Source organism: Granulicella sp. WH15, assembly GCF_009914315.1.
In the GTDB taxonomy this organism is placed as follows: Bacteria; Acidobacteriota; Terriglobia; order Terriglobales; family Acidobacteriaceae; genus Edaphobacter.
The window spans coordinates 2,064,408-2,086,225 of the sequence record NZ_CP042596.1 but is presented as its reverse complement, the minus strand read 5'-3'; the positions used below and the strand labels follow the sequence as shown (position 1 = coordinate 2,086,225).

At 54.0% G+C, this 21,818-nt stretch carries 21 protein-coding genes and 1 tRNA gene; 10 read left to right on the top strand and 12 right to left on the bottom strand.

Translation table 11 applies throughout. The features are described from left to right. Positions 1–716 precede the first annotated feature (716 nt). A tRNA-Ser gene (locus tag FTO74_RS08755) sits at positions 717–850 on the bottom strand. Between the two features lie 365 nt (positions 851–1,215). Between FTO74_RS08755 and FTO74_RS08750 the strand changes: the two genes are divergently transcribed. The 5 genes from FTO74_RS08750 to FTO74_RS08730 all read left to right on the top strand — a co-directional run bounded on the left by FTO74_RS08750 (position 1,216) and on the right by FTO74_RS08730 (position 6,892). Continuing rightward, positions 1,216–3,138, top strand: a complete 1,923-nt coding sequence (locus FTO74_RS08750; protein WP_162537798.1) for a P-loop NTPase fold protein — start codon at positions 1,216–1,218, stop codon at positions 3,136–3,138. Next, positions 3,138–3,872: a hypothetical protein gene (locus FTO74_RS08745; RefSeq protein WP_162537797.1), complete on the top strand. Its 735-nt coding sequence runs from the start codon at positions 3,138–3,140 to the stop codon at positions 3,870–3,872. Before FTO74_RS08750 ends, FTO74_RS08745 begins: the two co-directional genes overlap by 1 nt. After that, positions 3,872–5,215, top strand: a complete 1,344-nt coding sequence (gene qatC / locus FTO74_RS08740; protein WP_162537796.1) for a Qat anti-phage system QueC-like protein QatC — start codon at positions 3,872–3,874, stop codon at positions 5,213–5,215. The genes FTO74_RS08745 and qatC overlap by 1 nt, the downstream gene beginning before the upstream one ends. Continuing rightward, complete coding sequence (locus FTO74_RS08735) at positions 5,212–5,970, top strand: TatD family hydrolase (RefSeq protein ID WP_162537795.1); 759 nt, start codon at positions 5,212–5,214, stop codon at positions 5,968–5,970. Before qatC ends, FTO74_RS08735 begins: the two co-directional genes overlap by 4 nt. 145 nt (positions 5,971–6,115) lie before the next feature. Beyond that, complete coding sequence (locus FTO74_RS08730) at positions 6,116–6,892, top strand: hypothetical protein (RefSeq protein WP_162537794.1); 777 nt, start codon at positions 6,116–6,118, stop codon at positions 6,890–6,892. Here the strand turns inward: FTO74_RS08730 and FTO74_RS08725 are convergent. The 4 genes from FTO74_RS08725 to FTO74_RS08710 all read right to left on the bottom strand — a co-directional run bounded on the left by FTO74_RS08725 (position 6,889) and on the right by FTO74_RS08710 (position 10,452). Then, complete coding sequence (locus FTO74_RS08725; protein ID WP_162537793.1) at positions 6,889–7,425, bottom strand: restriction endonuclease; 537 nt, start codon at positions 7,423–7,425, stop codon at positions 6,889–6,891. The two genes, FTO74_RS08730 and FTO74_RS08725, sit on opposite strands and share 4 nt — an antisense overlap. Next, positions 7,425–8,288, bottom strand: a complete 864-nt coding sequence (locus FTO74_RS08720) for a hypothetical protein (RefSeq protein WP_162537792.1) — start codon at positions 8,286–8,288, stop codon at positions 7,425–7,427. Before FTO74_RS08720 ends, FTO74_RS08725 begins: the two co-directional genes overlap by 1 nt. A 62-nt stretch (positions 8,289–8,350) precedes the next feature. Then, positions 8,351–9,166 (bottom strand): hypothetical protein, encoded by an 816-nt coding sequence (locus FTO74_RS08715; protein ID WP_162537791.1) that lies wholly within the window; start codon positions 9,164–9,166, stop codon positions 8,351–8,353. 152 nt (positions 9,167–9,318) lie between these two features. Then, a complete protein-coding gene (locus FTO74_RS08710) occupies positions 9,319–10,452 on the bottom strand; it encodes a restriction endonuclease (protein WP_162537790.1) in 1,134 nt (377 codons plus the stop codon). Between the two features lie 363 nt (positions 10,453–10,815). On the opposite strand from FTO74_RS08710, the gene FTO74_RS08705 reads away from it, so the two are divergent. After that, a complete protein-coding gene (locus tag FTO74_RS08705) occupies positions 10,816–11,601 on the top strand; it encodes a UPF0489 family protein (protein ID WP_162537789.1) in 786 nt (261 codons plus the stop codon). 369 nt (positions 11,602–11,970) lie between these two features. On the opposite strand, the gene FTO74_RS08700 is transcribed toward FTO74_RS08705, so the two are convergent. Continuing rightward, positions 11,971–12,666, bottom strand: coding sequence for a hypothetical protein (locus FTO74_RS08700; protein ID WP_162537788.1), 696 nt, complete (start codon positions 12,664–12,666; stop codon positions 11,971–11,973). A 284-nt stretch (positions 12,667–12,950) separates the two neighbouring features. Next, positions 12,951–13,205: a hypothetical protein gene (locus tag FTO74_RS08695; protein ID WP_162537787.1), complete on the bottom strand. Its 255-nt coding sequence runs from the start codon at positions 13,203–13,205 to the stop codon at positions 12,951–12,953. 362 nt (positions 13,206–13,567) lie between these two features. Between FTO74_RS08695 and FTO74_RS08690 the strand changes: the two genes are divergently transcribed. Together FTO74_RS08690 and FTO74_RS08685 are read left to right on the top strand one after the other, a co-directional pair. After that, positions 13,568–14,182, top strand: coding sequence for a type IV toxin-antitoxin system AbiEi family antitoxin domain-containing protein (locus FTO74_RS08690; RefSeq protein WP_162537786.1), 615 nt, complete (start codon positions 13,568–13,570; stop codon positions 14,180–14,182). Further along, positions 14,172–15,080 carry a nucleotidyl transferase AbiEii/AbiGii toxin family protein gene (locus FTO74_RS08685; RefSeq protein ID WP_162537785.1) on the top strand — a complete coding sequence of 303 codons (909 nt, stop codon included), beginning with the start codon at positions 14,172–14,174 and terminating at the stop codon, positions 15,078–15,080. The genes FTO74_RS08690 and FTO74_RS08685 overlap by 11 nt, the downstream gene beginning before the upstream one ends. A gap of 89 nt (positions 15,081–15,169) precedes the next feature. On the opposite strand, the gene FTO74_RS08680 is transcribed toward FTO74_RS08685, so the two are convergent. Further along, positions 15,170–15,439: a helix-turn-helix transcriptional regulator gene (locus FTO74_RS08680; protein ID WP_162537784.1), complete on the bottom strand. Its 270-nt coding sequence runs from the start codon at positions 15,437–15,439 to the stop codon at positions 15,170–15,172. 81 nt (positions 15,440–15,520) lie between these two features. On the opposite strand from FTO74_RS08680, the gene FTO74_RS08675 reads away from it, so the two are divergent. Together FTO74_RS08675 and FTO74_RS08670 are read left to right on the top strand one after the other, a co-directional pair. After that, the gene (locus FTO74_RS08675; protein WP_162537783.1) at positions 15,521–15,736 is read left to right on the top strand and encodes a hypothetical protein; all 216 of its coding nucleotides are present in this window, start codon (positions 15,521–15,523) and stop codon (positions 15,734–15,736) included. A gap of 253 nt (positions 15,737–15,989) precedes the next feature. Further along, positions 15,990–17,390 carry an AAA family ATPase gene (locus tag FTO74_RS08670; RefSeq protein ID WP_255462631.1) on the top strand — a complete coding sequence of 467 codons (1,401 nt, stop codon included), beginning with the start codon at positions 15,990–15,992 and terminating at the stop codon, positions 17,388–17,390. 56 nt (positions 17,391–17,446) lie between these two features. On the opposite strand, the gene FTO74_RS08665 is transcribed toward FTO74_RS08670, so the two are convergent. The 4 genes from FTO74_RS08665 to FTO74_RS08650 form a co-directional block, all read right to left on the bottom strand. Next, on the bottom strand, positions 17,447–18,418 hold the full coding sequence (locus FTO74_RS08665; RefSeq protein WP_162537782.1) for a tyrosine-type recombinase/integrase: 972 nt from the start codon (positions 18,416–18,418) through the stop codon (positions 17,447–17,449). Then, complete coding sequence (locus tag FTO74_RS08660; protein WP_162537781.1) at positions 18,415–19,668, bottom strand: tyrosine-type recombinase/integrase; 1,254 nt, start codon at positions 19,666–19,668, stop codon at positions 18,415–18,417. Before FTO74_RS08660 ends, FTO74_RS08665 begins: the two co-directional genes overlap by 4 nt. A gap of 178 nt (positions 19,669–19,846) precedes the next feature. After that, positions 19,847–20,629, bottom strand: coding sequence for a DUF5677 domain-containing protein (locus tag FTO74_RS08655; protein ID WP_162537780.1), 783 nt, complete (start codon positions 20,627–20,629; stop codon positions 19,847–19,849). 106 nt (positions 20,630–20,735) lie between these two features. Continuing rightward, positions 20,736–21,800, bottom strand: a complete 1,065-nt coding sequence (locus FTO74_RS08650; protein ID WP_162537779.1) for a hypothetical protein — start codon at positions 21,798–21,800, stop codon at positions 20,736–20,738. Positions 21,801–21,818 lie beyond the last annotated feature (18 nt).

Genomic DNA, 21,818 nt, shown 5'->3' with positions numbered 1-21,818 from the left:
CACATGCAAAGCGCATGTATTCCTGTTTCCACTCTGTTCTCGGGCGGGTTCATGGCTCGAGGCCATGTCGATGGCGAAGCGAGAGTGGAGATGACGCCCTTCTCTATGCAGTAGCCTGCGGCAAGCAATCTTCGTCTTCGCGCTGTGTCAGTCAATAGCTCGACGCGCCTCTAGACAATTCCAACAGAAGGCACAGATACCGCTCACTCACGTCACGCTCACAGGCATGGCCGACCGCACTACGCCGTCGCTCAGTGCTTAGAAGTTTCCCGAGGGATGTCCTTCAGTGCAAGATGATCCATACTCCTGGCGCCAACAAAAATACGTCTGCGAGGACACCAGACTTCCATACATCAAAGAACCGCCAGTAGGAACAATGGCCGCCATCGAAGTTTTAGCCATCTTATGCACTCTGCCCGTCCTCTACTATTTTGTCATCTCTGATACATGCGTTCTCAGCTCAGCCATCTCATTTAAAAGGGCTTGAAGAACCGAGGGGGTAGAAAAAAGTGACCTCCTGGGTACGCTCAGGCCGTCACCGAAGACAAACGGGAGGCACAGAACGCACTCGCGGCACTCATCGCCGGGCAAACAATCCCGCCAATGCAGGGAGCAGGAACAAGCGTCCAAACAGGCGCTTCCGCCTAACTGAACCCATCTGCACCCGCGTTTGCACCCATTTCCTGTGTTCGCGCTTACATAAGATGTTGATTTGATGGTGGGCACAGCAGGATTCGAACCTACGACTTCCACCGTGTGAAGGTGGTCGAAGGGTAGACGGCTATTGATTCTAAAAGGGTTAATAGCCGGTTTGGTGGCAAAAAACCGGCATTCTGGGCGCTATTTGCCCCCAAAATGCCCCCAACTTTTCAGTGGGCAATGGACTGACCGTGGCGGATCAGTCCACCAACTCATTCCCAATTTGGAAATTGGCCTACAGGAGGTCCATTACCGACCCCGTCACTGACGATATGCCGACTTATAAGGATCCCAATGTGGCAGGACTGATGCTGCTCGGCGGCGGCGGAAGCAGGCGAACCCGAGACCCGCTCAGACGAGAGGCCTTCCCATATAGAATTAGTGGGCTTCTCCTCGGCTCCTGAAATGCACAGCACATTGCGGTCGATAATCGCTAAATCCCTTATGGGGAGAGGCGCGCTGGCAGCCGCATGCATTCATAAGCCGTTCGTCGAGCTGTCGTAAGGAGCTTTTGCTATGTGGGCGGACAACGAAACCTCAGATGATTTGATTGGATTCCAGGTCCACGCAGACCTTATTCGCAACGTCGTTTCAGACGATAGGATGTTGCCCGTCACCATTGGGCTGTTCGGCGACTGGGGCGGTGGTAAGACGAGCATTATGAAAATGCTGCAACGCGATCTCGCGCCCGACCGATGGAGCGACCAAGATGTGGAACAGACTCTCTACCAAGACGTCGCTGTTGTCTACTTCAATGGCTGGCTATTCGAAGGCTACGACGACGCCAAGTCGGCGATCCTCTCATCGATCCTTCTCTCTTTGGGTGATCATAAGAGATTCGGGCCAAAGATTCGCGATAACGCCGTCTCGTTATTGAAGTCGGTTGAATGGATGCGGTTAGCAAAATTCGGATTGAAGCATGTCGTAGTTCCAGCGGTTGCCGCTGCTGCAACGGGTGGCATGGCCGCGATTCCGGCAGTACTCGCCGCTTCAGCAGGACTCGGCCATGCCACCAAGGAAAAATCCGAAGGAGAGGGCTCCCACGATAAGGCAGAAAGCGAAGGGTCCTGGTTCAAGGCCAAGGAAGAGGAACACGCATCAAACGTCCGCACGTTTCGCGAACGTTTCAGCAAGCTTCTCGTGGACAGCGACATCAAAACTCTCGTTGTCTTGATCGATGACCTTGATCGCTGCAGTCCAGAGCGCGTAATCGAAAACCTAGAAGCGATCAAGTTGTTTTTGAGCGTTCCATCTACTGCTTTTGTTATCGGTGCTGATCCTCGCATTGTTGAGCACGCAATCCGCCTCCGCTATACGGAGCGAGCGGGAGGTGAAGAAACAGTAGAGAACAAGCGCTTAGTCAAGGATTACCTCGAAAAGGTAATCCAGATTCCGTACCGCTTACCTCGACTATCCAGCTCGGAGATAGAGACCTACATGTCTCTGCTTTTCTGCGGACTCTACCTCGGGAAGAACGATTCCGACCGCTGTATCGCTCAAAGCCACAGGGAACGGACGGCTAATCGCTACAGCGCATTCGGGTTTGCTAAGGTGAAAGAGACATTGGGCAAAGAGCCAAATGGATCGCTGAGCGAATCGCTCATTTTTTCCGCTACTGCAGCCCCCTTGATTGCTAAAGGACTTGAAGGCAATCCAAGGCAAGTGAAACGCTTTCTGAATGCGTTCATTCTGCGGAAGAAACTTGCAGAGGTCGCAAAGCTTAGTCACATCAAGGACGACGTGCTCGTCAAGCTCATGATCCTCGAATACACCGACGATGGATTGTTTAAAGACCTGTTTGCGAAACAGGCCAGCCAAGCAGGCCTTCCATTGGAACTTGCTGCTCTTGAGAAAGCTGGTTCAGACGAAAGCGCCTATAACGAAGCTTCTAAAGATCTGATCAAGGGTTGGCGGGACGACGCTACCCGGAAGTGGATTGCTCTTGAACCGGCTCTGGCGAACGTCGACTTGAGGGATTACTTCTGGATTGCGCGGGATAAGCTGGACGCGACCTTTGCCGGCCTTTCGATGGTCAGTCCGCTCACGAGGGCAGTACTGGCAGACCTTCTTTCGGGCGTCACGGTACAGCGGAACACCGGCCTCGAAACGGCGAAGCAGCTTGGAGGCGATGAACTCAAGATGCTCTATGAACTCCTTGACCAAGCAATTATGCGCCAGCCGGACGATAAGAAGGGGTTTGACGCGATGCGCTTATTGATGGAAAAAGGTATTGCAGGCGCCGGAGAACGGTACAACGGAATGCTCCTCGCAGTTCCATTTTCCAAGGCAAATATCGCTGCAGGCACCGATGTAGGGAATCTTGTCAATGCCCATGCGGAGTTTCGGACAGTACTCCAGCCTGCCCTCAACCGACTCAAGGAGTCGAATGAAAAAATCGGAGCCGCATACAGGACAACGACCAAAGGGGGCAAGAAATAATGGGTACATCCGCTCCTTACGATGCGCCACCGAGCTGGGAACATGTGAAGGCCGATGTCACGCGGCTCGCGAAAGACGGTAACATTCCGGCTGCCAGGCTACGACGACTCGTCCAAAAGGTAGTTCATGCCAACGGGGGCAAGACCGAGATGTCAAGGGGCGACCGGCGAGGTGCTCCCGGCGGGGCCGGATCTGCCGCGCCAGCCCGCGCCGTAGCGGGTCGTTTAGCAAACTTCATCTCGGATGTTCAGCAGTTTGGCCTTTCCGAAGCCGCCAAACGCGCCGGGCTGGGAAATCTCGATGGCATGTCCGTCAGCGACGTGCTGAACACGCTCCTTGATCGACTGGGTGGCGAATCAAGCACGATTGATGACGCCGATGCACGTCAAGCGCTTTCCGATCTTCAAGAAGAGCTTCTAGCCGAAGCCAAGACCGTAGAAGACGTGGAAGCGATTCTCTCAAATCTGGAACTCAATATCGAAGGATTGTTGGAACGCTATTTCGGTCACTACATCTTCGAGCAATTCAGTCGCGTCTTTTACGAACGTTTGGTGCAACGAGTAGGAGCGCAGCAAGCCGTGTCTTTTCTTGGTCAGATCAGGGAGTTCATTAGGTCTTCCTTGGCAGGCCGAGCCTTGGAACGTGACTTGTCGAAGGTTGATTGGGGAGGAACCGATGGCGCGAACATCGTCAACGATATTTGCGCCCAGACGCTGGAGGTCTTTGGAGCCTAATGCCTTACACGGTTGTGATCGACAAACTAGCTTCTACATCAGAGAAATTCCCAGTTGTCAGTATCAAAGATCATGACGGCAAATCGGTCGGCACACTCGATGTGCAGTCGACGGCCTTTGGGCTGAAGCGCTTGCCAAATCGAGTCGCAATTGACTTTCTACTAATTGCGGCCACAGTTTACAGTCTCGATAAGATCGTTCTGAGAACCGATGCATCGAACTCCTGGACCCGCGTCTTTGATGTCACCATCCCGGTTAGCGAGACCGGCCTATGGACCAACGCGTCCAGTAGTTTGAATGCCTGTGTCTCTTTCTTGACTGGAGATACATGGACCTTCAATTTTGTTGAAGCCAAACGTCAACTGCTCGGTGCTTCCGCGATTGGCCGCGTGATTCCAAAAATCGCAGAAATCGGTGCCGTCTCGTTGTTTTCTGGAGGGATGGATTCACTCGCAGGCGTGATCGACTGGCTGGAAGGAAATCCGAGCAAAGGTCTTCTTCTCGCCGGACATCATGACGGGCAGATGACCGGGCCCTTCGGGGATCAAAAGAACATTTTGCCGACCCTTCGTAAAACGTACCCCGGCCGTATTGCTCAATCTCTGGTACGTGTCGGCAATACCGGCGAGTCTTCCGAGATTACGTTACGGGGTCGCTCGCTTTTGTTCATCGCGGTCGCGGTGTGTGTGGCATCCGGATACGGATTCGAAGGCCCGCTTATCTTGCCAGAGAACGGTACGATCGCGCTAAACGTTCCACTTAGTCCTTCACGTCGAGGATCTTGTAGCACGCGCACCGCACACCCGTTCTACATTGCTCTGCTGGCACAAGTCTTCGCAGAGGTGGGACTGAAATATCCCATAGAAAATCCCCTCATGATGAAGACAAAGGGTGAGGTAGCTCGCACATGCGCCAACCAAGCGCTTTTCCGAGAACTAGTTGGGTCTTCAGTTTCGTGCGCGAAGCGCGGACACAAAAGAACGTGGACAAATAAGCATGTGAAGTCGTGCGGTCGGTGCATGCCCTGCATCTATCGCCGCGCAGCTCTCCAATCCGCAGGCCTCGACAACGAGCTCTATGGGAGCGACATCTGCGCCGGTGAAGTCGACTTCAACGACACCAAGACGGAAGGACCAGCGGACCTCCGTGCGTGCCTTTCATTCGTGCAAAGGAACCCATCGCGGCGGGAGATTGCCACCCTCCTTCTGGCAAATGGTTCCTTGGACGTGATCCACCTGGACAGCTATGCTGATCTCGTTGTTCGAGCATTCGAAGAGATTCGCCAACTATTTCGCGCGAAGGGAACGAAGGAGCTAAAGCGAATGGCGGGGATTAAAATTTGATCCTCGATATGCATTGCCATCTGGATCGCTACCCTAATCCTCGTGAGATCGCGAAAGAGGCAGAGCAGGCTGGCGTGGCCATTGTTGCGATCACGAACCTTCCAAGTCATTTCGCGGCCGGTAAAGAACCTGCTTCGCGTCTAAAGAATGTGCGACTTTCTTTGGGATTACATCCAATGTTGGCACCGCACTCGCAGCGCGAACTAGACCTTTTCTCACAACTCGAACCTTCTACCTCATACATCGGCGAAGTTGGACTTGACTTCTCCAAAGACGGCATCGGCACTAAAGAGAAGCAGATCGAGTCGTTTCGATTCGTGTTGGAACGGATTGCAGGAAAAGGCAAGATTCTCTCAATTCATTCGCGGAAAGCTGAAAGCGAAGTCCTCTCATGTCTTCGTGATGATTCAATTACTGGCGCGACATTTCACTGGTACACCGGAACAAAGGAGGTGTTGTCAAAGATCCTCGACGCCGGCCACTTCCTCTCAGTCAACAGCGCGATGCTGAAAAGCAGTAGTGGAAAAGAATTGTTGGCTGGAGTTCCGCCCTCGTGTTGTCTCCTTGAAACAGATGGCCCCTATACCAAACTAGGGCGGCTTCCAGCCCGTCCCGTACATCTCCATCAAGTTGTCGAGCAACTCAGTGGTTTGTGGTCGCTGTCGATCGATGCTACCCAGGAGAAGATCGCACATAATTTCCGGACGATGCTTCAAAGATGCAGTGAAGGACAAGGATCTAGTCGTCTCCGGTAAAGCTTGCCCTTCGTCCTGCAGATCTAAGATAAGTATCGATAAACGCTCTTCCCGTCACCAATGACGAGAAGCGACTTCACGTTACAAATCAGTTCTCGATGAGCGCATTGGCGATTTACCATCAATCGAGGTCTCATTCACGACGATGGCGCCGACTCTGTATCAATTCGAGCATCCGTGGCATTGGCTCACTTCCGGACAAAATGCGACGGCGATTGCGGTCTTGATTTCGTTCATAGTGAGCCTTGTCACGATCATCGTCCTCATCAGAACGTTCGTCGCTGTCAACCGGCAAGCAGTAGCGGCGGATCGTCAGGCTATTGCTGCAGAAGAGCAAGCAAAGGTCGCACGCAAGCAGACCGAAGTGGCCGAAGAACAAAGACTTCTAGCGGAAAGGGCTACGGCGGCGGCCGAAGAGCAGGTCAAGGCATCCAGCGCTGCCACGGCAGTTTCAGAAGCTCAGCGAGTCGCAGCCGAGCAGAACGCAAAGGCAGCTCAGTTCCAAGGCGAACTGATCCGTCATCAACTGCTGGCACAACTGCGCCCCATCTTAGTTGTCAGGCTCGAACTAGCGACACCTAACCACGGCGACCGATATGTGCTGCAAAATCATGGCCAGGGGGTTGCGTCCGAGATCTCCGCGATATTTCGCCGAGTCACCCCCTTAGAGGCGATTCAGGTCTCTCAAACAATCCTTGGACCTCAACAGGATGCGGACATCAGTGCGAGTCTGACCACTCTTCCTGAGCGCGGATTCCAGATACGCTACAAGTCTCAAGATGGGCGAAACTTCGTGACCTATGCGGAGCCCTGGGACAAGAATCCGAAGGGCTTTCAACAGGTCACGATGGAGACAAACGATAACGGAGGATGGAAAGCCGATCCAGCAATACCCGGAGTGCCGCAGGAAAATCCTTCTTAGCCGAGAGTCGTACTCCGCAGACATGCTTTACCGAACTTCTCTTCTAGGAGGAGCACAAGATCGTCTGCCGAACGAAAACCCTCGATTTCAGCGCGGGTGAGTATCAGAATTTTCGTACCGCGCCGATCAAACGCTGCTCGAATCTCATCGTTTGCAGCCGTGCGCTCGTTCGCATCGCCCGTTACGCCGTTTGCGGCAACAAGAATTCCTACCTCTAGCCTGGTTGATTCAACCTTGCCGATAAAGTCGCGAACGGTGGCGCTTCCTACTGCTGCCTGCCAGTTCTTACACTCAACGACAAGATACTGAGGCAAAAACTCGATGGGACTAAGCCGAGGGTTGTTGAAAAGGAACAGGTCGAATTCCGCGGAGTTTCCATGGTTTACGAAGTCTCGATGAAGGACGCGAACCCCAGGTAAGGCACACAGGCTCCAAGTCATAATATCTTCGAGCGCGGCTCCGACTTCTTCAGTTGTCGTTGCAGCGTCTCCTTCTTGTAGCCGCTTCGCAATCTTGCGAAAGGGGAACGGCATCAACGCACCCCGTGCACAAGGCGATTTCGTTCGTGCCGTACCCAAGACGCCAATTCTCGATCCCGCAACCGAGCTTCAAAGTCCGCCCGGCTAATGACGAAAACATTGGGAATGGAAAGAAGGTTGCTGCGTACAGACGCCGAAAGATCTGTACCACAGATAATCAGGCCACAGCCGAAGCCTGAAGACGCGACAAGATGACCAAGCCGCAACTGAATGTCTCTGGCTGTTGCCGTGTCGAGCCTGGTTTTCACCTCTATCGCGGCGGGATTGAAAAACTCTTTGTCCATCTCCGGGCACCACATCAGAAGGTCTGCGACAGCTTGATCTCTGTCTCTGCGGTCGGGCACGGTCACTCGCCCACCTGCTGCAATGACCAGGTTGGCAATTTCTTCTTCGAAGGCCGAAGCAAACCCCTGCACATGCTTTGGGGCCCCGATCTTTCGCGGTGATTTGGACTTCGCCTTCGCTTGTCGCTTGGCCTTGGGTGTTGCAAGACTTTCGACGAGCAAACCCAACTGAAAGCTGAGGAGTCTTGAGTCTTTGAGATCGGTTTTCAGATGATGCAGGTTGGACGCATCGAACGGCATTGCGAAAGTGCCTGTAGTCAACAGCGCAACAGGTATGCCCCGACCAAGCGCAAAACCGATTTCGAGAGCACTATTGGCACCAAGAGTTTCGCTTGAGGCGACTGCTAGTAAAAAGTCAGCTTCACGGATCGCCTTTGATATAGCCTCCATCAGCGGAACCGCACTCGACAGGCCATCGGCCCACTGCCAGCTAATGCCTTGGGCGTCTAGGGCCTGTTGCAACGCAGACAAATCCAAGCCGTAGGGTGCGGTGATGAAGCATTTCTTGAGCATAAGAACCTTCAGAGATCATACGTTTGACACGGCACGACCGCCATTCGGCAAGTCGCGGCAGACTAGGAAGACTTGTCTTCGAAGGTGAGTTTCAGCGTCTGCGTATTGTCGCTTTCTCTTGAGTACGTGGCTTTGGGACCAACGATCGTGAGCTTGCTGAAATCGAGGTCTGTGTTGAAGGAACTGTCCACTTCGAACGCGATCGAGATCACAATCTTCCGATGTGACAGCAACTCCCCGCCTCCACCTGTGACCGTGGGATACTGCTCGACCTCCTTGATCGCTGAAACGATCGCGTCGGGCAGCGTCTTATCCAAACTGCGGGCTTCGCCATGAGGCGCTTTCCAGTCATTGATCAATCTGCGAAACCAATCACCTACTGCGGAATGCGCTTCCAACATCCCGCCATGAGCGGCTGGTGGCGTAGGCACTGAGTATGTGATGTCCGTTTCTTGAGTAGCTTTCGACTTGCGTTCTGCACCTGCAGTGAAGACGCTGAGGATCGTGAGGTTTCCCGTAGCGTCTGACGTTGTCACACCCTGGAAATCAAATTCCGCCGTTGACAGCGGAGGGTACGGCGCAGACTTTGGGCTGTCTTTCTTGAGCAGCTCCTGGTCAGCCGCCAACTGCTTGTTAGCTTCTGCCAAGAGCTGTTCGACACAAGGAATGAGGTAAGAAAGCGGCACGAGATGCTTTGGGTCTTTCACAGCAGCTTGCGTCTCGGCTGCGGTGCAGGTACTGTCCGATTTCGGCTTCATCGGCGCTTGTTGCTGTTGTTGCTGTTGCTGCTGTCCTGGTGCCTGACCACGCGCAACAGGCGGCAGATGGAAAAGGAAGGCGAACACGAGAAGCATGGCGTAGAGGCGGGACAGTTTCACTAGAAGCTCCACAAGTGGTGTGTATAGCTAATACGGGGTTGCTGACCAAATTACTGGAACCTTTGTGCCGCGGCAAATGAATTAACCACGCACGCTTTCCGTCGGCACCTAACGACATAGAGTGCGATTCCGGCAAGACTGGTTTCGGCGCGCTAACGCCCGCTCTTGCCGTATTTCTGAATCCACGAAGCCACGTCCGTATAGTCCTTGAGCGAGAGTTGATACCGATGTCTCTCCTGCATTGCCCTTGCATCTTTCGAGTACGAAGAGGTTGTGACGAGCATGGCACTGCTAGCCTGATAGTCCGCTAGAGTGCCGTACAGCGTTCGTACCATTCCGACACCAATCCTGCGGTCTTCGCGATATTTCTTGGCGTCAACGAGACAGAGTATGTCTCCGATGTCAGTCTTCATCGTTGCAAGAATGTCCTTGCCTCCGTCACGGGTTGCTTGCGTCAGCATGACCTCGTGACCCATATCGCGTAGCAATTCCGCGATCAGTTCCTCGTACTGACGAGGAGTGAGTTTATGAATGTCCGTTGGCTCTCTCTTGAGTTTTTGGATCAGATCATCGGTTGCGCTAAGAATCACAGGCTTGGCAGCAAGCGCAAGGCTGCGTCGCTCACTCGCAGGCACATCGCCGATATCGTAAAGATTTCCGGAGAGGATTCGCTGCAACTGCTCGCGCGACATGGAATTCGCCAATGTGGCGAGAATGGCGAGTGCCTCAGGATGACCATTGACTGCGGCTATGACGCGTAGAGCAGATTTCTCGTCGATGCTCGACAGCGACAGTTTCGCCCGCAGTAAGGCTTCTGCGTCGATCTCTGGAAGCCGTGTAAGAACCAGTTGCTCGACTCCGCGTAGCTCAACCTCTTTCCGGCTGGTGACAACGACCCGTTCCACGATCTTCCAGTTCACGGCATCGCGGTAAAGTTCCATGAACCGCCGCTGAGGAACCTCTTCGGCACCGTCGAAGATTACGGTCACGCCCCGCCGGTAGCGCCATTCCACGCTGCGACCGTCGAAGATTTCAAGGAAGTTCGGGCGGTCGCGCGTCCACTCGCGGCAAGCGATATAGATTGGCGTCAATTCCTCAGCGTGAAGCTCCAGAAAACGTCTGACGAGCGCAGTTTTTCCGATTCCAGGCTCACCGACAACTGAGATGGCATCCCCAAAGTGCCGTCTATAAGGGCCGATCCGTTCGGATAGCCACTCCAATTCCGGCTCGCGACCGATGAACGGACGAGGGGCGTGAGGCGGAGCGAATTGACTTTGATCTGCCATGGGTGAAGAAACGTATTCCTGATGTTTCGAGCCTCCAGTCTAGTTGGCTCTTCTACTCCCGAGCAATGGACGCCAAGATCGTCGCTCATCATGTTGCTTCCAGTTGTCAGCGGAGATCCACCCATTGATTGTTTTTTGTTTGCGGGAGAAGGGTTCTTCCCGGCTGGAAGCCGCATAAGCGGCTTCCAGCCCCCATCTCTGCGGGCCTCTTAGAGACTGTTACGAAACTCCTAGACACCTTCGCCCCCAAATTCCAGAGCTAATCACTTGCGATAAGGCGATTTGGCACACGTCCAGGAGCACTGCTGACGAGCACGGCGTTTCCCGAGACTGATACCAATAGAGCTTGATAGTCTGGTCCATATGCACAAAGTGCTCGACCTCGACCTCGATTTCTTCAGCTGGCCGATTGTTCGTGGACCAGTGGACGGGCGGCCCTCTGATGCTGAGCATAAGTGTGTTTCGCCAGAGGTAGTCCGAACCTTCTTGGAGTCTCAGAGTGGGTTGTCACGCGAGCAGAAGATTCCGGGTCATTTCTGCCAAACCCACGATGGCGCTTTCAACGCTTGGAGGAAATGGCGGACAGAGGGTACCCTTTCGCAGAGCTTTGAAGTAGACCACGTAGACGCCCACTCGGATCTTTCATACGGCGATGCCAGCTGGCACTACATCCTCACACAGTTCCTTGAGCTTCCTGTTGACGAGCGCTCCGACCCGGAACGAGGAGTTCATCGCCTAAATGAAGGTACCTATCTAACCTTCGCCATCGCAAATCGCTGGATCAGCTCTCTCTCCTACGTATATCCGACCTTTCAAGATCAAGATTCTGGCAACGCAAAGGGCGGACGCGACGACGGCTACCCGCCTGACCTAAACCGTCTGCTCTTCAGAAACCAAGAGTTTGATCCGGGATTCATCGAACTCCGGCATCTCTCGAAGTCGGATGCGGACAACATGATGTTTGGGCAGAGAGTTGGTCATCCCATCTCGATCGAACCCGCTGTTCCTATCCGTTTCATTCCAGGGGACAAGTTCTCAGGTTCGCACTATTCTCATATCATCTTGGCCCACTCAGCTGAATATTGCCCGCCGGCTGCTGACGAGTTGATCTCGGTGATCCGCGAATACTTTGTCGAGGTCAATCTCTGACGAGGCTGGAGTTATGATTCCTCCGCTGAAATCGGCTTCTCGGAGATATTCTGCTGCTTTTCTCCATTGACGAGAACAGGCCAACGCACTCATCGAGCTTGGGATAGCGAGATTGGTCCTCATAAACGCCGTTGTGGTGATCAAAGTCTCAGAATAGACCTCGATGAGCGCTTTGGTCTGTTATCAACAACTGAATATCGAAATCATCGAAAAAGAGACCCTTCTGGAACCACGGGGGCAGCAGGCGGGAGCGCGGGCATCCTGCCCGTTGTATCCGAACCTATCGTTCCACTGAAGGCAGCTTACGGGACACAAAGGTAGTTTTTATCTTGTTGCTTTTTGATGAGATTAAGTACGGACAGGTCGAGACTACTGAATGAGTGTTGTCAGCGCGGAAAAACGATTTATTACATCTTCTGGTCTTTCAAGGCGATTGGTCACAGTAAAGTGCATTCCAGACTTATCGTTGTAAAGCATGACACTCACTTCATCGCCCTCGGACTCGAAGTGGACAGAGGTGCTCTGGTCAGGCGCGATCAAATGTATCGTCTCTGTATCAGCGATGGTGAACATGAAACGATCTGATAGTTCCTTTACCTTGCCACATGCTACGGTAATGCGCATCCCGTCGCCCGTGTTCACCATGAGCATTGTGTCGAGACGTTCCCAATGGCGAAATAGTTCACACACACGCTTGAGGTCTCTCTTCGGTTTTGCTCGCTCATCCTTCGGCCTAGCTGAAAAGCCATCGCTAAAATCGCCTTGACGAAAAAAGCCGACATTGATTGGCAGGTCGCCAATCTCGGTAACTTCGATTCGGTCGTATAGATCGGTCGACAGGACTGCATGAACGCCAAAGTCGTTCCTGAAAAGAAAGGACGTTCGGCGCTCATCCAGGCTCAACTCGCTGAGCGTACCCGTGAAGATCACGCCAGCGCGAGCGGAGTATTCAAGCTCGATACGTTTGTCAGCCCACTCTTGCAGAAGAGCCAGCGCCCGTTTCCTCTTAGGCGTCATGCGCGGGGGCCAAATGATTCGCTTTGGAGTCGGTTTTTTTGCTTTCATCTTCATTCTCCAGAGTGATTAGCCATTAAGTTCGTAACCGGACAAGTGTTTGCGTCCGGCTTTGTGGTCTGAAGCTAGGATTGTCTGAAGCTGTTCGACACACAGCTGCTCAGTCGTGCGTTAACCATATATATGGTGCGGACCCACGCCAAATCTGTCACCACAGGCATCGCAAGTCACAACTCTCCACGTGTCATGTTTTGGCGCATGAATGTCCTTTTGGTCCTGCTTGATCGCTACGGGCGACATCGTGTTCAGTTCACTTTTATAAGGTTCGCTTATGGCTAGACCTTCTTAAAAATGAACGTAATGTATTCGCTCGGATCGGTTGTTTTGTGAAGGCTTCCATCAGGCTGCGCGACGTTGCTGCCTATCGTGCCGGACGGGAAGCATCCGCATAACTCCCACCCGTTCTCACCTGCACTCTCGAAGAACTCATGGAACCCGCCGTAACATCCATCCATCGAAGCCTTGATCTCTGAGTCAATGGTTCCTGCCCATCGGTTATACGTCGCAATCCCGTACTTCACTTTCGCCATTGCTTCTCTCCTGCATAAAAGTAGAGCATGGAGAGTGCAGTGGAGAAGCGGGACACGGTGTTATGCGTAGTAACGCGGAATGTACCCTAGTCTGAATCTGTAGGATCAGTCGCCCGAAATAAGGATAGGGCTTCTCTGCAAAGCATTCCACTCACTGCGACATTGCTTGGGCATCACTCCTCGCCTCGCCATAGCCGCCCCAAGTAGCTGACGACAAGTACCGACAAACGTTTTTTCCGTCATCTTAGAATGACTTCCGAGGAGCCGATTGCCAGTACCGATCAAGAAAATCCATTACAGGACAGGCAAAGATGGTGTGAGAAAACCTATGCTGATATGCTAATAGGCATAGGTTTTATAACATGCTCGCCACTCAACGAACCCGTGCTCTCGATCTTCTAAAGGCCAGAGGGATGCTTCGTCTTCGGGACTTTATTGCTGAAAACATTGAGCCGGAGACTCTGGCGCGACTGGTCAGAGAGGAGCAAGTCATTCGCCCCGCACGTGGGCTTTACCAGCTTCCAGATACTGAGATCGAAGCAGCTTACATGCTTGCCGAGGCTTCTGTGCTCGTGCCCAAAGGAATTGTCTGCCTCATCTCAGCTCTCCAATTTCATGAACTGACGCTCCAGATGCCTTCCGCCGTGTGGATGGCAATCGAACGTACCGCATGGCGGCCTATGATCAGCTATCCGCCCATTCGCTTTGTCCGGTTTAGCGGATGGGCTATGACCGAGGGAGTAGAGATGTATCTCATTCAATCCCGCGAAGTCCCGATCACAAACCCTGCGCGAACCATCGTGGACTGCTTTCGGTACCGCAACAAGATTGGCATTGACGTAGCCATAGAAGGACTGCGCGAAGGTATTCGACATCGCAAATGTACGCCGGATCAGCTTTGGCAATATGCGAAGAAAGCGCGGGTCTGGACGGTAATGCGTCCCTATGTCGAAACGGTGGTATCCGATGCCGCATGAAACTCGTAACGTCGGAGCTTCGGTAAGGGCGAGGCTCCTCGCTCGCTCACGAGCAGAAAGCTCTGACTATCAAATCCTTCTGACAAGATACGCACTGGAGAGGCTGCTCTACCGGCTGAGTGTCTCCGCGCACCATGACCGCTTCATCCTCAAGGGCGCATTGCTCTTTGTGACATGGCTTCCAGATCCATTCCGGCCAACGCGAGACCTTGATCTACTCGGCTATGGAGCCAGCACCCCGGAGGCACTTGCCGACACCTTCAAAGCTATATGCTCAACTCCTGTTCCTGACGACGGCGTTACTTTCGACGTTGAGGGCATAACGGCTGTGCCGATCCGCGAAGACGTTGAGTACGGAGGGGTCCGAGTCCGTACCCAGGCGATCATCGACGGCGCACGCATACCCATTCAGGTAGACATCGGCTTTGGGGATGTCATCACGCCGGGGCCCGTCGAGATCGACTACCCCGCCCTCCTCGACTCGCCAGCACCGCATCTCCGCGCCTATCCGGTTGAAACCGTAATTGCGGAAAAGTTCAACGCTATGGTGACGCTGGGGATTGCCAATAGTCGGCTTAAAGACTTCTATGACCTTTGGCTGATCTCCCGTACCTTTGAATTGGATCGTGCTGTTTTGTTCGCTGCTGTGCAACGAACCTTTGAGCAACGGGAAACTCCCATACCAACTGACATACCCACAGGATTGACGGATCAATATGGGGAGCAGTGGGGTATGCAGTGGAAAGCCTTTCTAAAACGTGAGCACATGAACGCTGCGCCAAATGACCTGCTTAAGTTGATCGCAGATTTGCGTAGCTTTCTGGTTCCATTGACGATCCCACCCCGTACAGACTCCTACTGGATCTCTGGCGGCCCTTGGTCAATCCGCAAGAATTAGTATCGGGCGAGCCTATAACGCAAACAATGAAACCCACGTATTTTTACGTGGATATAATTCCGCGCATCCGACTCGGGCGTAAAACTGAACTAATCAGGGTCCAGGAAGTATTGCGGAGGCTTTGCATATATCTGAGCAAGCTGGATGAGTTCAAACACTTCGATACTGCGCTCGCCGGTCTCGCATTTGGAGAGGAAGGAATGCGACCTTTCCATCCGCGCGGAGACTTCACGCTGGGTCAGGCCCACGTCTTCGCGGGCCGAGATCAGTTTTTGGAGAAATCTGTCGTAGAGGGCCTGATGGGGCGTAGTTCTCCCCTTCCGCGAGATTCGAGTCTCAGGCTTCTTCTGTTTCTTCACCTTTCAAGTGTGGGTAACGCTTGACGAATCCCCTAATAAGGGACAGGCTAGTTAGCATCGAATCCTTCACAGGAGGCAGACGTGGCGAAAGACTATGTGGAATGTACCGAAGTTGCAGGCAAAACCATTAAGACGCTCAAGATATACAAGGATGACGTAGACGGCTGCGAAACTCTGATCGAATTCACAGACGGCACATCGTTCTCCAGTTCCGTCTCCTGCCAGCCTATCGTGAAAGGTACCTTATTCAAGGGCGGCGTTGGGACTCCACTCGTCATCCGCGACTACGAACTATAGGAATATTTCGCTCTGCCGCAGCGTCGTCATTCCATTTTGGAATGACGCTCTCCCCAAAAGTCATTGGACGTTTCCGCGCGATGCCCTTAGCTTTGCGCCTAGCTGACAACACTACGTCAGCAGAGGTGCATATATGCTCAGACTCCGCCGCCCATTCCGATTGAAAAAACCTCTCAGTCGGTCGTCCAATCCCCCCACCAAACGGTGGACGCAACCCTTCTCCAAACGAAAACTTCTCCACGCAGCGCGTGTGATGGGGCCGACTCTGGTCGCCCTCACATTCGCCGGCGTTGCTCATGCCCAGGGAACGATGGACTTCTCCGGGGCAACGACGCTCATGACAACCTTCAAGACCACGCTTTTGAAATCGGTGCGCGAGGCAGCCGAAAAGCGCGGCTATGTTGTCGAAGGCTTCGCCCCGACATCCCGTGCCGCCAACCAGCTCCGCGACGCCAGTATCTCTGCCGACACCCTACAGGGTTTCCTTGTCCGTGTCCGCCACCCAAGCCCCGACCGTCACCTTTACATGGTCGATGAATCCAGTCTCGCCAGTACCAAACAGGTGCGTGACTTCCTCGCCAAACTCGAATCCAGCGACCGTGTGTTGTTCATCGGAGACACCCGCCAGCATCAGGGCGTCGAAGCGGGCAAGCCCTTCGAGCAGTTGGTCAACGCTGGAATGAAGACCACCCAGCTTGACCAGATTGTGCGTCAACGAGAAGCCCCGGAATTACTTAAGGCAGTCGAGCATCTTTCGCGCGGCGAAGTCGCCGAGGGAGTCGCCCTGTTGGAACAACAAGGCCGTGTCACCGAGATTGCCGATGCCCAGCAGCGCATCGCTGCGATTGCGCGAAGCTACGCCGCCAGCCCGGACAACACCATCGTCGTATCGCCCGACAACGCCTCACGCCGTCAGATCAATCAGGCCGTGCGTTCCGAGTTGCAGGCCCTTGGCATAGTCGCCACAGAAGATCATGCGGTGCGCGTGCTCGCTCCGCGTTCCGATATGACCGGAGCGGATCGTACCTGGGCCGCTCGCTATGCAGTGAATGACGTACTCCACTATCCGCGCGGCAGTCAGGACATCGGCATTGAAAAGCAAAGCTATACGAAGGTCATTGCAACGCAACCCAAAGATAATCTGCTCACCGTTCAGAAAGAGGACGGAACTAGCCTCACCTACAACCCCGCGCGGTTATATGGCGTAAACGTCTACCGCGAACTGGAGCGGGAGTTTTCTACAGGCGACCGTCTCTCCTTCACCGCCCCGTCTAAAGAGTTGGGCGTTGCCAACCGTGACCTTGGCACGGTCGAGCGCATCGACAAACATGGCCACCTTTCCGTGAAGATGGACAGTGGCAAATCCGTCAGCTTCGATGCCAACGCGATGCGGCATTTCGACCACGGCTATGCCGTGACCTCGCACAGTTCGCAAGGTCTCACCGCCGACCGGGTACTGGTGAATATCGATAGCCACGTTCGTCCCAACCTCATCAACGACAGGTTCGCCTACGTTTCCGTCTCTCGCGCCGCCCACGATGCCCAACTGTTTACGGACTCAGCGGCTTCGCTGGCGGCCAATCTAAGCCATGCTGTTACGAAGTCGTCCGCACTTTCGACCGCAGAGACCATTGCAGCAGGTTTGTCGATGTAGAACGGCGACAACACCTCGCGGACAGATAGCGACAACTTGGCTTGCTTCGCTTTTCACTAAAGGGAAGCAAGGAACCGCATGAGGTTTTCATCGTCACGCCAGCGCTTCCGTCCTCGCATTGGGCTGAGTGAAAGAAGCGATTTCCGGAATCGCTCTGGCGTAAGCCGGATGTAGCGTTCGATGGAGTGCGGCCCTATCTGTCCCAGATACGCACTCATCGCGGGCAGCGTCTGGTTCATGTTGGACCCATCTTTGAGCCATTCTGTGATCCGATGCACCGCGAAGCTACACCGAAAATCAGACATGCGAGGCCAACCGGGCACCCCGTCGCGCCGTCGCGCGTTGACGTGTCTGACTAACCGGGCGAAGTAGTGCTGCATCGATGCGGTCGGAATGGAACAGCCCGACTTCTTTATAAAGAGGCGCTCGTTCGCCTTGTTCGACCCGAACCGCCACTTGAAATACTCGCGCAAGATCCCGCAAAGTTCTTCGCTGATCGGAATGGTGCGCCGCCGCCGAGAGCGCGGTTCGAAGACCGCGAGGGTCTTCTTTTTGAAATTGATGTCCAGACGTGCCAACAGAACGGCCTCGGCTGGCGTGATTCCCGTGGCATACAAAAGTAAAAGAATCATCCGATACGTCTTTGGCTCCAGCGCAGTCAGCCGATCCTTCCCAACCTTCGCGGTGCCTTGGAGCAAGCATCGGATTTCTGCGTGGTTGTAAACGTAAGGAAGAAAGGTGGAACGGACGCGCAACCTTCTATGCGGCATCAAAAACGGCTCCATGACGCCGAGGGCAGTCCAATACTCGAAGAGACGGCGCACGAGCAGGTACTTCACCTGCCAGATGTAAGGTTCTTTGGAATTCAAATCCAGGTAGCTGGCGACATCTTGGGTTGTGACCTCGCTGAGATGGATGTCGCCGACCAGCTGGTTGAAGCGCCGTAACATGGCCTCCGGTTGCCGATACGCCACCCTCGCATCCCGCTTGCGCGCCACGAAAAGCTCGATCCCCTCCGCGAGCCTCATCGAAAACCGCCCAGACTGAACGCCGCGACCTTGCGCAAGGCAGCCGCCGAAGACTTCGCATACACGCTCACGGAGGTCTGGTCGCGATGGCCCAGGAAATCGGCAATCTCAGCCAGAGAATGGCCTTTCTGCAAGAGCTGCGTCGCGCAGGAATGGCGCAACCCGCGCGGCCCAGGTTGCGGAGAGGTGATTCCCAGAGCGTCCGCCCGCCTGCGCACCAGAGTGAGAAGAGCTCCCACGGGGATGGTTCGATACGGAGTGTGGACGGTGACGAAAAGGCTGCGACTTTCGCACGCAGGTCTGCCATTCTTCAGATATTGCAGGATGGCGTCGCCCACTTCGTATTGCAGCGGAAAGCGCTGCGTTCCTCCATGCTTGGCTCTGCGGATCAAGATGCTCTCGTCATACCAGTCGATGTCATCGACGGTTAGCCGCGTTACTTCGCTACTGCGCAATCCATACACAGAGAGCAAAAGCAGGATCGCCCTCGCGCGAAGGTCGGTTGATTTGCCTCCGGAGGCCGAGGCAATCATCCTTCGTACTTCTCGCCAGCATGGTCCGCGTGGGTTGGGATCGTACCTTGGTACTGACGGAACATGAATGCCGGCGGCGATCCGGTTTTTCGTAAGCCCCTCGCGTTCGGCATAACGAAAGAAGACGCGTAACGCCACGCACGCCGATACAACGGTACGCAGCTTGACCCTCGGAATGCAGTCTTCCGCGATGTAGCGTTCGACATCCTGAAGCGTGATGTCCGCAAATGACTCGCGTCTGTGTTCTGCCCATCGCAGAAACCAGAGCACCCGGTGTCCGCTATTGATGACACTCCCCGGCGTCATGCCTCGCGTCACCTTGATGTGAAAGATATAGCTCGGCATCAAGTCCCCGTAGGGCGTCGGTCGCTTTGGAGCCGCAAGGAAGAGGTTGCGATACTGTAGCCAATTAATCGCCGCTCTTCTGAAATCGTCGAATGCGACCGAAGAAACAATTCTTTCCGAGGAGGCTTCGATGCTTTGTTTCCAACGCAGGATTCCCTGATCGACTTCCTCCTGGGTCACCGTGGAGTTAGAGCGTAGGCCAAGAAGAGGAATTAAGTTCAGCAGTTTCCGGCTGATCGAATGCACCCTCTTTCTGCTGGTGCCCCGTTGGAGCAGGTGGTTCAGATACTCGTCTCGCTCCGCCAACAAAGGCGCGGAAATATGTTGCTCGTGATGGGCTTTTTGTTGGAAGGGATACTTATAACTCTTCATTTTCTCTCGCCCTACGCTAACACGCTACGGCAACCGCGCATGACCTTCCGGCGAATAGCGCCCTGAGCCGACCAAGATAAAGACCCGTATTGGGGAGGATGTTTCCTCCCCGCTGCGACCGCGTACGCGTTCTCCGGCTCCCACCTCAGCGGGGAGGTCCACCCTGTGCCAGAAGACTTCATACTTGACGAAAAGAGTTCATGGTTGTGATGAAGTCAGTGGTGATCCTAGTGAGCTTTTTACCGAGTTGCAACGAAAGATGAGAGTCAACGAGCTGAAGCGTTTGTATCAAACATTGGAACAACGCGAGCAGTGCCAGTCCAGCCACCCGTTCCGAATGTGTATCAACGACTAGGTGGTTGTCGTTGCGTGATATTGAGTCTCCGATACCGCTAACGCCCCAATGCTCCCAATCGGAAAGTTCAGCGTATGGGCCGTCGTACAGCTCTCGACCCGCGACATCGGCCATGTCCAACAGAGTGGTTCCACCGTACCATTTCCGATGATACGGATCGGACGATCCTAGCTTCGGCTTCTTGAGACGATGCAGATGTCCGAATGTATTCAAGCCGAGTTGATTCTGCGTGATGACCACCTCTTCGACGGACAAACCCTCTTGCAGACGGCCTTGAATAAGCCGCCAATCGTGGATGATCGCAAATGATCGCCAGCGTCGCGCCCTGGCTTCAGGATCATGCCATGTCCACAGAAGTTGATACAGACCATCAATCATCGTCCGCGCAAGGAGTCCGGCATCGCGCCTCGGTTCCAAAGACAGTAATGATTCAGCATGTTGAATTTGCTTGTAGAGAAACTGCATCGCCATGAAACCGAAGTCATCGTCCTCGCGGATAGGTACGCCTCTGGAAGATTCATCTGCCAATACGAGGATCATCCTCGCCTGGTCACGCAAGAAAGGGACTTCTCGCGGGTCGCGATGGAAGAGTTTGGTCGAATCCATCAAGCGATTCTAAATGGATACTCCGCCCTACAAGGCAAAGACAGTCAGTGAAGAGTATCCCGCTAGGAAAATCTCCATCGGTTTGAAGATCATGGCTTGATTTTCCTTACAACGAGGCGGCGAGGTTATGCACCCAGTGTCCTAGAGCCGGCAGAAACGGGGCGATCAGTGTCATGTGATTGGCGGCGGCGCTGATGAACTCTTCATACCTCTTCGTGCCAGATTCGCGCTCGGTCGAAACCTCAAGACCGTTGAGTGCTGTTTGCAGCCGAGTACGTTCCGTAGCGTCGGCAATCCCTTGCTCCAAGGCAGATCGAATCTCTCCGAACGGAGATGCCTGATGAACGACATTGGTCGAATTGTCGGTCGAGCTGAAATTAATCCTCGAATTAGGTCCGTGCAGATTGAAGGTCTGAGACACTTGCGCCTCCTTTGGCTTTTCCGCAGGCGGCGACATGGCTTGTTGCAGAGCCGCCGTGCCCGCCAGATTCTCTACTTCGAGCTTTAGTACCAGAGAATACTCCTGGCTAAAGACATCGAGCCACCGTAACGAAGTCTCCTGATCTGTTCGCTCCCATACGCGTTCCGGTTCGTATACGGCATATCGGGAGGGTTCCATCACGAGGAGGTGTGGAGCTTGCCATTTCCTCCAAAAGATTCGCTCTTCAATGTCTTCGTTCGGATCATAGGGCTGTTCGTCACAAACGCCCTTTACCCACATCGGAATTTTATGGCGATGATGGTCAATGAGTTCTTCAGAAAGCTGTTTGGCCCAGTCAATCGGGCCGAACGACACGTTCTTCCCGTTCGCGAAACCCATTTGCAGCAGGCCCTTGAAAATGAGCTGTATCTGGAACTTCAAGCCGTCCATGTAAAGGTCATAGAACGCTTTGAAGATCGCGGGTGGCGTCCGTCGCGAGAGCATCTTGTCAAAGCGTTGGCTTGCCGCAGGCCCCACTCGCTGTTTCAAGTGTGGAAGCGCCTCGGCATATTCTTGGAGGTTCCTGGTCCCCGCCTTGGGCGTTTGACCGTGGAGTTGCCAGAAGCACAACTGTTCTGTCGTCCAGCCGAATTGAAAATGAATGGTATCGAAGGATTTCCGAAGGTGTTCTACCGCCGCAGACAATTCGGAAGGAACTGTTGTCTTGACGACATCTGTTTGTCCAGACATGCTCTTGAACCTCGATCA